The sequence below is a fragment of the Croceicoccus sp. Ery5 genome (assembly GCF_020985325.1).
Lineage (GTDB): Bacteria > Pseudomonadota > Alphaproteobacteria > Sphingomonadales > Sphingomonadaceae > Croceicoccus.
Window position 1 is genome coordinate 3074619 of the sequence record NZ_CP087587.1, and the last position, 13495, is coordinate 3088113.

Annotated in this window: 5 protein-coding genes; all 5 read left to right on the top strand. The window is 63.9% G+C overall.

Annotated features, from left to right (window positions below; genetic code table 11):
• The first annotated feature begins 170 nt into the window (after positions 1 to 170).
• Positions 171 to 8126 (top strand): DUF5801 repeats-in-toxin domain-containing protein, encoded by a 7956-nt coding sequence (locus LOZ74_RS14745; RefSeq protein WP_230291792.1) that lies wholly within the window; start codon positions 171 to 173, stop codon positions 8124 to 8126.
• Positions 8127 to 8201: 75 nt separating this feature from the next.
• Complete coding sequence (locus LOZ74_RS14750; RefSeq protein ID WP_230291793.1) at positions 8202 to 8912, top strand: OmpA family protein; 711 nt, start codon at positions 8202 to 8204, stop codon at positions 8910 to 8912.
• Positions 8913 to 8924: 12 nt separating this feature from the next.
• A complete protein-coding gene (locus LOZ74_RS14755; protein ID WP_230291794.1) occupies positions 8925 to 10343 on the top strand; it encodes a TolC family protein in 1419 nt (472 codons plus the stop codon).
• 25 nt (positions 10344 to 10368) lie between these two features.
• Positions 10369 to 12531 (top strand): ATP-binding cassette domain-containing protein, encoded by a 2163-nt coding sequence (locus LOZ74_RS14760; RefSeq protein ID WP_230291795.1) that lies wholly within the window; start codon positions 10369 to 10371, stop codon positions 12529 to 12531.
• The gene (locus tag LOZ74_RS14765; RefSeq protein ID WP_230291796.1) at positions 12524 to 13495 is read left to right on the top strand and encodes a cell wall hydrolase; all 972 of its coding nucleotides are present in this window, start codon (positions 12524 to 12526) and stop codon (positions 13493 to 13495) included. Before LOZ74_RS14760 ends, LOZ74_RS14765 begins: the two co-directional genes overlap by 8 nt.

The window sequence follows — 13495 nt, forward strand, 5'->3', positions numbered from 1 at the left end:
GCCGACGCCGCGTTTTCGTTGCGGAACATATGCTCGAACAGGGGATGACGGGCCCGACGGGTCCGTCGCAAAAACAGGACGGGCGGACGCAGCCGGCGCGCTGATCTGCCCCAGGGCCGGAACCGGTGCAAATCCGACCGGTAAAGGCCCGACAGATTGAGGCGTTGACGATGGATTTTGGCGCAAACGACAAGTTTGGCGGGGCATTCAGGGGCGGGTCGGACGAAAATTCCCCGACCACCCACGGAGCCGAGAGGGCACAGCTGGCACAGGATGGCTCCGCAGCCGCATTCGCCGGCACCGGTCGCCGCGCCATCGCCAATCCCGACGAACGCACGACGGTCGTGCTTCCCGAAGGGGCCACCCTGTCCGATCTGGTAATCGACGGCCAGAACCTGATCGTTACCCTGCCCGACGGCACGCAGATGGTGATCGTCGACGCGGCGATCTATGATGTCGATCTTGTCGTTCAGGGAACGCGCATACCCGACGAAAACTGGAAGGATTTTCTGGGAATCGACGACCGGTTCGAACCCGAAGCAGGCACGGCGCGCAGTTCGGGCGGCAATTTTGCCGATCCGGTGCTTCCCATCGACGATGCATTCGATATCGGCAATCTGCTTCCTTATACCGAGCTGCAGTTCCCGACGCAGGACGATGTCGAAGTCGGCATCTATCAGAACCAGCCTAATGAAGAGCCGGTGATTACCGGCATTCCGAATGTTGCGGAAAGCGATGCAGGCACCGTTGTCGACGAAGACGGCCTTCCTGCGCGCGACGGCGATCAGGGCCCCGAACCTGCCGGTACGCTGGACGAGGGTGACGGGGAAACGACCACCGGCACGATCCATTTCACCTCGCCCGACGGCGTGGACCAGATCCTGATCGACGGTATTCCGGTTTTTGAAATCGTGGACGGCCAGCCGGTCATCATCTTCCCGCCGACGCCCATCGGCCCCGGCACGCTGGTGATCGTGGGCGTGGACCTGAACAACGGGACCATCACGTACGAATATACGCTGACCGACAATACCAGCGGCGACGGCAATACGGTCGATTTCGACGTCACGGTCGTCGACCCGCAGGGCGACAGCGATACCGGCAATGTCGTCATCACCATCATCGACGATGTTCCGATCGCGGTTGACGATGGCAATCTCGCCACTCTGCCTGACGAGGCGTCGGGCGTGGTCGTGGGCACGGTCGACGGTCTGGTTTCGAACGACGACTATGGCGCGGATGGCGTGGGCAATCCGGCCATCACCATCGGCACGGGCGATCACGGCGGAACCATCACCATCGTCGACGGCAATCTGGTCTATACACCCGCAGTCGATGTCGCGCCGGGCGAGACGGTGGTGGAACGCTTCACCTATACGATTACCGATGGCGACGGCAGCGTTTCCAACACGGCGGAATTCACCGTTACCCTGACCGAGGGTGGCCCTTCTCTGGCGGTCGGCGCGGCCAGCATCGCGGTGGACGAAGACGGGCTGCCCGGCGGCATCGCGGGCGGCGAAGGCGACAGCGACGGCAATGCCACCACGGCCACAGGCACTCTGGCAGGTCTGGATTTCGGTCCCGACGGCATGGGCGATATCGCGCTTGCCCCCTCGGCCGATACGGGTCTTGTTACGCTGGCAGGCAATCCGGTGGAAACCGTGTGGGACGCAGCCACCCATACGTTGACGGGTCAGGACGCGGTCACGGGCGAGGCGATCTTTACCCTGACCATTACCGATGTCGCGACCGGCGCGTATGAATTCATCCTGCTTGCCCCCGTCGCCCAAACCGGCGCGGGTGAGGACGATGCCGTGCTGTCGGTTCAGGTCACCGTGACCGATGGCGACGGCGACAGCGTTACCGGCAATATCGCGCTGACCATCAATGACGACAGCCCCGCGATCGCGCTGACCGGCGTGGAAGCGGGCGTTGCCCTGCTGGACGAATCTCCGCTTTCGGCGGATGGCATCCATAGCGCGACCATCGCCTTTGCGGGCAGCTTTGACATCGGCTTTGGCGCCGACGGCATGGGTAGCGTTTCCTATGCGCTGAACCTGTCGGGCAGCGACGTGGGTTCGGGCCTGTTCACGCTGGACGGCACCGAAATCGTTCTGAACATCGCCGATGGCGTGATCACCGGATCGGCCGACGGAACCGATTATTTCACGATCAGCGTCAATGCCGCGGGAGAGGTGACCTTCGCCTTCACCGCCGACTACGCCAATGTCACCCATGGCGACACCGGCAATAGTGACGATCTGGTCGCGCTGATTGCCGATGCAGGCGCGATCACGCTGACCGTTACGGCCAGCGATGCCGATGGCGATACCGCCAGCGCGTCGATCGATCTTGGCACCGGCATTTTCGTGATCGGCGACGATGGCCCGACCATCACGGCATCCGCCAATGGCGAGGCTGACGCCATCGCATTGACCAGCGATGCGGCGATCACCGACAGCGATACGATCGACCTGTCGGCCATCTTCTCGAACAGCGCGGATCATGGCACCGACGGTGCTGGCACCGTGATCGAGAGCTATGGGCTGGCCCTGACCGGAACCGACAGCGGGCTGACCAGCGGCGGTCTGCCGATTACCCTGTCGATCGACGGCAATGTGGTGACCGGCGCGACTGCCGATGGCGCGGTGTTCACCATCGCGGTCGATCCCGAAACGGGCCTCCTCACCCTTACCCAGTCGGCGGCCATCGATCATGCCATGGGCAGCGATCTGGCCGTGCTGGCGAACGGGCTGGTGCAGGCGACCTATGGCGCCACCATCACCGATGCCGATGGCGACAGCGCCAGCAGCACCGCCACCATCGACCTTGGCGGCAATATCGCCTTTGCCGACGACGCACCGGTGATCGTGGTCGGGCAGGATGCGGTTCGCGCCGTGCTCGACGAATCGCCGCTTGCCGCGGATGGTATCGCCAGCGTGACGGTCGATTTCGGCAGCAAGTTCGCGGTCAGCGCGGGGAACGACGGGCTGGATTCGGCCAGCTTTACCCTGTCGCTCAATGGCAGCGATGTGGGCTCGGGGCTCTACGCGCTCGACGGCACGGAGATCGTGCTCAACCTTGTGGGCAATGTCGTCACCGGTTCGGCAGGCGGCACCGACTATTTCACCATCACGCTCGATCCCGTGAGCGGCCGCGTCACCTTTGCCTTCACGGCCGATTACGCAAATATCCGTCACCCCGACGGCAGCGATGCCGACGATGGCGCGGTGCTGCAACTGGCCGACGGCATTTTCGCTCTGGTCGCCAGCGCGACCGATGGCGATGGCGATACGGTTACGGCTCTCGTCGATCTGGGCAACGGCATCTTCGTCATTCAGGACGATGGTCCGGTCGCGGCGGACGACACCGGCTTTACCGTCACCACCCCCTCGCTTGATATCGATGTGTTCGCAAACGACAGCGCGGGCACCGACGGCGTGGACCTTGCCACCGGCGTCGAACTGACGACCGGCCCCGCTAAGGGCAGCGTAACCTATAATGGCGACGGCACCTTCACCTATACCGCCAATCCGGGCGCATCGGGTGCGGACAGCTTTACCTATACGATCACCGATGCCGATGGCGACACATCGACCGCGACGGTCACGCTGACCATCGACATCGACACCGCGCCGGTCATCACCAGCGCCGATGATGCGACAGTGGACGAAGACGGCCTTCCCGCCGCCAATGCCGACAGCGGCCAGACCGACCCGTCGGAAACGTCCTCGACCGGTCAGGCCGTGACGACGGGCACCATCGTGGTCGATTACGACAGCGACGTCCCCGCCGATCCGCACGCCGCCTTTGCCTTTACCAATGTCGACGCGCTTGACGGATCGATCAGCTCGGGCGGACAGCCGGTGGATTTCGCGCTCGATGCGTCGGGCAATATCGTCGGCACCATCGACGGCGGGGCAACGACCGTCATCACCATCGCGCTGACCGACGTATCCGCACCGGTCGATGGCTCGGTCACCTATGGCTATAGCGTCACGCTGTTGCAGCCGGTCGACCATCCTGTCGGCGGCAGCGAGGATGCCGTCACGATCCCCGGCATCGGATTTACCGTCACCGACAGCGACGGCACGCAGGCTTCGGGCAGCTTTAGCGCGACGATCACCGACGATGTACCCTCGGCCGCAGCATCGGGGAGCGCCGCGCCGGTTCTGGTGGTGGACGACAGTACGCTTGGAACGGACGCCAGCGCCGATTTCTCGGGCGCGTTCGATCTGGTCGCGGGTGCCGATGGCGCGGCCGATGTCACTTACACGCTGGGTATTGCGGCGACCGGCGCCGATAGCGGGCTGACCGATACGGCGACCGGCGATGCGATCCTGCTCTATCTCGAGGGCGGTGTGGTCGTGGGCCGCGTCGGCGGAGAGGCGGGCGATATCGCCTTTACCGTCAGTGTCGATGCCAATGGCACCGTCACGCTGGACCAACAGCGCGCGATTGCCCACGGCGATCCGTCCGATCCGGTGGAGGCTGCACCCGACGCGGCCGAGAGTTTGGCGTCCGCAGGTCTGGTCACGCTGACCGCGTCGATCACCGACGGCGATGGAGACAGCGCCAGCGCCACGCTGAATATCGGCCAGACGCTGCTGTTCGAAGACGACGGCCCCGCGATTACCGCAACCGCGAATGACGATGGCACGGCCGTACAAACCAGCGATGCGGCACTTCCCGGCAGCGATGCGGGCAGCCTGAACCTTGGGGCACTGTTCGGCTATACCGGCGCGGATTACGGCGCGGATGGCGCGGGCAGCATTTCCGAAAGCTTCGCCCTCACCCTGCTGGTGGCCGAAGGCAGCGCCAGCGGGCTGACCAGTGGCGGCACAGCCATCAACCTGTTCATCAGCGACGATGGCCTGACGGTTACCGGCTCCACCGCCGGCAGCGAAGGCGCGGTCGATGACGGCAATATCGTCTTCACCGTGACGCTTGGCGCGGATGGAACGGTTACGCTCAGCCAGATGCAGACGATCGACCATGCGCCCGGCAGCGATGTGGCAACACTGGCCGACGGGCTGATCGGCGCGGGTTACACCGTGACCATCACTGACGGCGACGGTGACAGCATCACCGATCAGGCCAGCGTCGATCTGGGCGGAAATCTGGCATTCGGCGACGATGCCCCCACGGTCATTGCCGATGGCGATGTGCCCACGGTCCTCCTCGACGAATCGCTGGTCGCCCCTGCCGGAGATGGCATCTGGTCGGTCACGACGGATTTTTCGTCGCAATTCACCTTCACGAACAGCGCGGATGCACCCAACGCTGCCAGCTATGCGCTCGAACTGGCCGCAGACGGCACCGCAAGCGGCCTTTTCGCGCTGGATGGCAGCGACGTTACGGCGGGCGATGGCGACGGCATCGGTCAGGGCGATCCCATCCTGCTGTCGATGGACGGCGGCGATGTGGTCGGCATGGCCAATGGCGTCGAATATTTCCGTATCTCGCTGGACGAAGCGACGGGCGAGGTGACCTTCACCCGATCGGAAAATATCTGGCACCCGCAGGCCGGATTGTTCGAGTTGAAGGACGACGGCGCCTCGATCGAACTGCCTGCCGATGTGCTGAAGCTGACGGCGACGATCACCGATTCCGATGGCGACAGCGACAGCGCCTCGATCGATCTGGGCAACAAGGTTTTCACGATCGAGGACGATGGCCCCAGCGTCGATCCGTCGACCAAATATACCGCCTTCGAATTGTCGGGCACCGATGATTATGCGCTGATCGCGCATGGCAATCTGAACTTCAAATTCGGCACCGACGGCATGCTGGGCGGCTCGCTCGGCACATCGGTCGTGTTCGAAATTCTGAACAGCAGCAGCGTCGATGGCGTTACGCTGACCCACATCGACCAGCCGGTTTACGATGCGGTCGACGGTGTGTGGAAATTCTCGTTCGACTATATCGACAGCAACGGCCAGACCGGCAGCAACAGCGGCGAGATCAGCTATGACGGATCGAACTTCCAGCTGACCCTTGCCGACAGCTTCGAATTCACCTCGGTCGTATCGGTCGCGGGGGCGGTCAACAGCACCACCTACGAAGTCGACGGCGTGTCGAACGGGCAGAGCGAGATCCTTGTCAACGAGCTGGACAACGGCACCGACGATCCGATCTTCGTGCAATTCACCGGCTTTGCGGGCGGGCTGAACGCGGGCGGCGACAATGTGCTGTCGTCGGGCGAATCCGTGACCGGCACGCAAACCTGGATCTCGACCAGCAATGCCGCTTTCGGCGTGGCGGGCGACACGATCCAGAAGGGCGAAGTGCTGGATATGAAGTTCCACTCGCTCGACCCGTATCAATATGATTTCCCCGCCACCTCCTTCGTCTCGGGCCTGACCTTCACGCTTGACGGAGTGAACGGGGGCGAGGATTTCATCGTCATTCTGAAACTGGCCGATCCGAACGATCCGGGCACGATTCTGGAAACCCGCGCCGTAATCGTCGGGGCGGACGATATTTACCGCAACAGCGACACGATCCCCGACGGGTTCGACGCGCCGGTGCTCGATAACAACGACGGCTTCGTCATTATCGAGGCGAACGACTATCTGCAGGGCGGCGAGGCCTATGTGATCGTCGGCGCGCAGCTGATGTCATCGTCCAGCGGGCTTTCGGGCAGCGGCATCGACCTGAACCGCGCTACCGGCGATGCGGGTGCCAGCACCGGCACCACCGCATTCGGCAGCGACACGGACGACAATGACGTGGTGAAGATCAGCGATATCGGCCTGATCCGCTCTGTCATCGACGAACAGGCCGTGTCGCTCGATCTGAAGGTCACTGTCACCGATGCTGACGGCGATCAGGATTTCACCAATATCTTCATCAACCCGTTCGGCGACCCGATCGTGCTCGACATGAACGGCGACGGGTTCCACTTCCAGTCGCTCGACAATGGCGTGATGTATGACATCAACGGCGACGGCGTGCTGGACCAGACCGCGTGGATCGCAGCGGGCGATGCGATCCTGGTGCGCGATGCGAACGGGAACGGCATCGTCGACGACGCCAGCGAATTCATCTTCCACGAGGACGGGCTGACCGATCTTCAGACGCTGCACGCACTGTATGGCGATGTGCTGGATGCCAGTGATGCCGATTTCGGCCAGTTCGGCATCTGGATGGACAATGGCGACGGCATCTTCCAGTCGGGCGAATTCATGACTTTGGCCGAGGCGGGGATTACCGATATCTCGCTGGTCAGCGACGGCAATGCCGGCACGGCGATCGATGGCGAAGTGCGCATCGTGGGCACGGGCAGCTTTAACGGCGGCACAGGCTCGCTGGTCGATGCGGCCTTCCGCTATCAGCTTGGCAGCAAGACGCCCGCCGCAAGTTCCGGGGATCAGCGTTCGCAGGAAATGGCGACCATCGCTGCCAGCGCCGCCGCGCTGATGGCGTCGAGCGCCGCACAGGCAGAGCCGTATTTTCTTGCCAACCGGATGGTTAATTTCGAGGAAACGGGCCGCGACCATCTGTTCGCGCAGGATAATGGCCGCTTCCAGCCCGAAACCGACGTTCAGGGCTTCGCACAGGTCTCTCTGGGTACGCCCGTCGCAGCAAGTGTCGCAGGCGCGCCGCAAGCGCATGCAATGGCGGCGAACGACCTTGGCAGTGACGCAGGTCTTGCGGTTCAGCCTGCCCCCGCCGCGCATGAGATTGCCGGTCTGGGCGCATCGACGCAGGCGGCTGTCGATTTCGCGGCCGACCATGGCGCGCCCGCCAATGATGCCGGTTCTGCGCAGATGATGGCGCTGCTCCAGTTGTCGGCGCAGCCGGTGGCCGAGGGAACGCAAGGCCACGGTCAGCAGGATGGTTCTTCGCTGGGCGCAGTGCGCGAGGCCTTGTCGGAAGTGACCGGAAATGATGCGGTTTCCCATCTGGTGAACCAAATCATTGACTCTGCGGCCGCCGACGCACAGGGCGCTTTGACCCATGATCAGGCGCCGTCGAATCCGGGGGGACAGGCTGTGCATGATTGGGGTGCCGGCGATCTGGCGGCCTTGCTGAACGGGCAGGTCGCGGGCGCAGGCCACGGTGCAACCGCGCCGATGGACCACGGCGACGATGCGGCCATGCTGGCCGCGGCCGCGCATTAAACGCGGCATCGGATGGATAATGATAAGAGGGGCCCTCGCGAAAGGGCCCCAACCGGAACACGGGGGCAATTGAAGATGGTTTTTCGCACTCTCCGCACGTTCGCGGCAGGATCGCTCACCGCCTCGCTGCTGGCAGCGCCGGCATTCGCGCAGTCGGGTGAGGATCTGATGGGCCTGTCCGACCGCGATCTCAGGGACGCGCTGGAAATGCGGTACGATGCATCGCTGGCCGCGACCCAGGACCCCGCGATCGTAAACGCGACCGACGCGCGCTATCACTGGGCGTCAGAGGCGAAGGTGCAATGCGCCATCGCGGTCGGCTTTACCAAGAACGACCTGCGTGACGAGGATTCGATCCGCAAATGCGATGCCGCCTATGGCCGCTTTATGGCGCCGCCGCCGGCACTGCCGCTGCCGCCGCCGCCGCCCGCGCCGGTGCGCCCGCCGATCTGCGACCAATCGGTCAGCACGGTCTTCTTCGATTTCGATTCCCGCATGGCGCCCGAAACCGCGGCGACCACGGCGCAATTCCTGCGTTCGAACACGCAGACCTGCGGCTGGACGGGTTTCGACGTGGTCGGCCATACCGACCGTTCGGGCAGCGATGCCTATAACGATGCGCTCTCGATCTCGCGCGCGCAGGCCGTTGCCGATGTGATGGTCGCACAGGGTATCCCGCAGGAGATGATTACCGTCACCGGACGGGGCGAACACGATCTGGCGGTGCAGACGGTGGACGGGGAACGCAATCCCCAGAACCGCCGCGTGGTCATCACGGTTCGCTAAAGGGCAGGAACAATGAAGAACCTTCGCAAGATCACCGTCATCGCCAGCGTTCTGGTCGCCAGCGTTTCGACCGTGGCGATCAGCCGGATGGCCACCGCCCAGGAACAGTCGGGCGCGATTTCCATGGCAGAGGCCGTGGCCATCGGCGTGGATTCGCACCCGCAGATCAGCCAGGCGCAGATGAACAAGGAAGCCATCCAGTTCGAGCGCAAGCAGGCGCAGGGCCTGTATGGTCCGCGCGTGGAGGTCGAGGCCGGTGTCGGCGCGCGGCGGCTGGATAATCCGACGCGCAGCTCGCTGGGCATTTCGGACGACTGGCTGAACCCGTTGGACGCGCAGGTTCGCGCCGACTGGACCGTGTTCGATTTCGGCCGCCGTCGCGGCGAATTGCTGCGTCAGGCCGCCCGCGTCGATGGCGCGTCGCTGCGCGTTCTGGAACGCAGCGAATTCATCGGCCTGCAGATCGCGCGCCAGTATCTTGATGTACTGCTGCAGGAACGCGTCGTCGCCGCCAGCATGGATAATACCGCGTTCCACCGCACGCTGGTCGGCAATCTGACCGAAGGCGTGGAACAGGGCTCGATCTCTATCGCTGACCGCCAGCAGGCCGAAGAACGGCTTCAGGCCGCGCTGGTGCGCGAGGCCGAAGCAAGCGAAACGCTGCAAAACGCGCGTATCCGCCTGCAAAGCCTGACGGGCCTGCCGATCCAGACCGTGATGCTGCCGCCCGATCTGGCCGCTTCGCTGCCGGTCAGCGAGGCCGAAGCCATCGGCCTTGCCCGCACACATAACCCGCTGGTGCGCGAAGCGCAGGCCGATGTGGATGCCGCCAATGCACTGGCAAAAAGCGCCAAGGGCGACCTTTATCCGACCGTCGGGGTCGAGGCCTATGCCCGCGCCGGCGACGATATCGACGGTTTCCAGGGCGAAACCACCGATGTGCTGGCCCGCGCCTATATCCGCTGGGAATTGTTCGACAGCGGCATCAACAAGGCGAAATATCAGGAAATGGTCCGCCGTTCGAGCGAGGCGCGTTTCGCCATGCACGCGCAGCAGCGCGATGCCGAGGAAGACGTGCGCACCGCATGGAACGGGCTGCAAACGCAAAAGCGCGTGGTGCAGGAACTGGCGACGCAAAGCACGGTGACCGACGGGCTGATCAACAGCTATCAGGAACAGTTCAACATCGGCCGCCGCTCGCTGCTCGACGTGCTGGATGCGCAGAACACGCGCTATAATGTGCAGGTCCGCCTCGAAAGCGCCCGTTTTTCCGAGATTTTTGCGCAATATCAGGTGCTGGCGGCGACCAACCGCTTTTTGACGGCACTGTCGGTAGAACCGCATTACGGTGCGGGCGAGGCCGAGCGCGAGCGTTTCGATTATGGCCCGCCGGTTGCGGCGGAACGCCAGGGTCGCGTTTACCCCAAGTAAGCACGGTACCGGCTAGGCCGGACGGATGAACGACAGGCATATGCCCATGGATATGGCCCGCAGCGCCGCCGCCGATGCCAGTGCAAGCGATCCGCTGATCGCCTGCCTTGCGCGGGTTGCGCGCCATTTCGACACGCCCTTCGCGCCCGCCATGCTGCACAGCGCGCTGGCGATGGGTGCCGACGGACAATTGCCATGGCACCAGACCGGCCCTGCGCTGGAACTGCTGGGCCTGAACCATGAAGAGCGGGCGGCGAAGAAACTGCCGCTCGATGCTTCGCTGTTCCCGATGATCGTGCGCAGGCCCGATGGCGTGCTGGCATTGCTGCTCGACCGGAACGACAGCGACGTGCTGGCATGGCACCCTGCCTCTGGCGAAGAGCGTTGGGAGCCTGCCGATGGCTATGCCGCCAAAGACGGACTGACCCTGCTGTCGGTGGAGGGTGATCCCACCACCATGCGCCACGCGGGCCAGCCGTGGCATAAAAAGGCACGCCAGCACTGGTTCTGGTCCGAAATTACCAAGCGCCGCCGCCAGTTCTGGCCGGTGTTGCTGGGTTCGGTAGTGATCAACCTGCTGGCGGTGTCGCTGCCGATCTTCACCATGAATGTCTATGACCGCGTGATCCCCAACCGCGCCGATGCCAGCCTGTGGGTACTGGCGGTCGGCGTGCTGATCGCCTTTGCGCTGGAATTTGCATTGCGCCGTGCGCGCACCGATGTGCTCGATGGGATCAGCCGCGATCTGGACATATCGCTGTCGCAAAAGATCTATGCGCGCGTGATGGCAACGCCTTTGGCCGAGAAATCGGGCCATACCGGCAATCTGGTCGCACGGGTCAGCGAATATGCCGTGCTGCGCGACTTCTTTGCTTCCACCACGGTGGTTCTGGTCGTCGATGTCGCTTTTCTGGTCATTTTCGTGGCCTTTATCGCGATTATCGCGGGTCCGCTGGCCCTGGTGCCGATCCTTGCGATTACCGGCATGGCGCTGCTCGGCCTCTATCTACAGCGCAAGGTGACCGATGCCGCACGCGATGCGCAGGCCGATTACGGTCTGCAACAGACGCAGCTGGTGGAAAGCATCGCGGGCCTCGAAACGCTGAAGAGCATCGCGGGAGAGGGCGAGATGCTGGGCCGCTGGCGCCGCCTGTCCGACATGGCCAGCCGCTCGCAAAAGCGCCTGCGCGAGGTGAATTCGACCGCCATCGGCGCGGCGGCGACGTTCCAGCAGTTCAGCACGATCGCACTAGTGATCGGCGGATATTACCTGTTCGACGCGGGCTTCATCACCATGGGCGCGATCATTGCCATCGTGATGCTGTCCAGCCGCGCGCTCTCTCCCGCAGGGCAGCTTGCCTATCTGCTGACACGCTGGCGGCAGACGAAAGAGACGATGGATTCGATCGAGCGCCTGTGGGACCAGCCGGACGAGCGGCGCATGGGCTCCACCTCGCTGCCTCCGCAAGTGCGCAGCGCCAGCGTGGAATTGCGCAATGTCAGCTTTGCCTATCCGGGTGCGAACACCGCGTCATTGTCGGGCATCAATCTGAAAATCCGGCCGGGCGAGCGTATCGCGATCGTCGGCCGGGTCGCCGCGGGCAAATCCACGCTGGGCCGCATTATCGCCGGGCTGTTCGCACCCAGCGAAGGTGCGATGCTGGTCGACGGGATCGACAGCCTGCAATACCGGCCGCATGATTTGCGCCGCGAATTCCGCTTTGTCGCGCAGGATTCGAACCTGTTTTCGGGCACGATCAAGGATAATCTCTCGCTCGCATCCTCCCGCGCGAGCGAGGAAGAGCTGATCGACGCACTGCGCAAAGTGGGCGCGGACCGCTATCTGTCGCGCGATGCGGGCGGGTTCGACCGCTCCGTCGGCGAAGGCGGGCGGCAATTGTCGGGCGGGCAGCGCAATTTCCTCGCCCTTGCGCGCGCCTTTGTCGCACCGTCGAAACTTCTGTTCCTTGACGAGCCGACCGGCGCGATGGACGCGCAGACCGAAAAACTGTTCATCCAGTGCCTGTCACAGAATCTGACAGCGGACCAGACGCTGATTGTCTCTACCCACCGTCCTGCATTATTCCAGCTTTGCGAGAGGGTTATCGTGATCGACGGCGGGCGTATCGCTGCCGACGGTCCGAAGGAAGAGGTGATCAGAAGCGTGGGAATGCGGTCCGATGGCTAGTTTCGTCACCCGCGCCATTGGGGCAGTCGCCGCGCTGGGTGCGGGTTTCGCGCTGTCGGCGCCTGTGCCCCTGCCCGCTCCGCGCCAGCCTATCCCCGCTCCCGTTCAAATGTCGGCGCAGCAGCAACGCGCCATTATCGCCCTGACCGGGGGCGATCGCGCCGAATTACTGGCAGAGGGCGACAGTGCAAAGGCCCGCAATGCCGGTATCGCCGCCAGCCATGCCCCGGCCGAAACGATGCGCGCCTTTACCGCGCGCGATGCGACCGCGCAGCGCTGTCTTGCACAGGCGATCTATTACGAAGCCGGCTACGAACCCGAAAGCGGCAGGCGCGCGGTGGCGCAGGTCGTGCTCAACCGCGTGCGCCATCCCGCCTATCCCAATTCGGTCTGCGGCGTCGTCTATCAGGGCGTGAACGATCCCGTGTGCCAGTTCAGCTTTACCTGCGACGGTTCGCTGTCGCGCCGCCCCTCGGCCCGCGCATGGGCCGAAGCGCAGGATGTGGCGCGTGACGCACTGGCAGGCCATGTCGAAAAAAGCGTCGGTTCGGCAACCCATTACCATGCCGACTATGTCGTGCCCCGCTGGGCCTATACTCTAGGCAAGGTGCGGCAGATCGGTACGCATATTTTCTATCGCTTCAACGGCAGTGCGGGGCGCGCGCGCGCCTTTACCCAGCTTTACGCAGGCGCCGAACGCATCCCCGAAATCCGTCGCCAGCCCGAAATACAACTGGCGGGCGGTGCCGATCCGGTAACCGGCCGTTTCGAAAACGGGCTGACCGTCGCCCCCAGCAGCGCGGACCGGCATGCGCCTGCCGATATTGGCGGACGGCTGGACACGACGAAGGCGTGGAAGCTGGAACTGCCCGCCCCCTCGCAAGGCCACTACCGCCAGCTGGTCGCGGGACAATTGAACGACCAGCCCGCCGAGGTGCAACTGGCCGGGGCATCCGCGCAATGA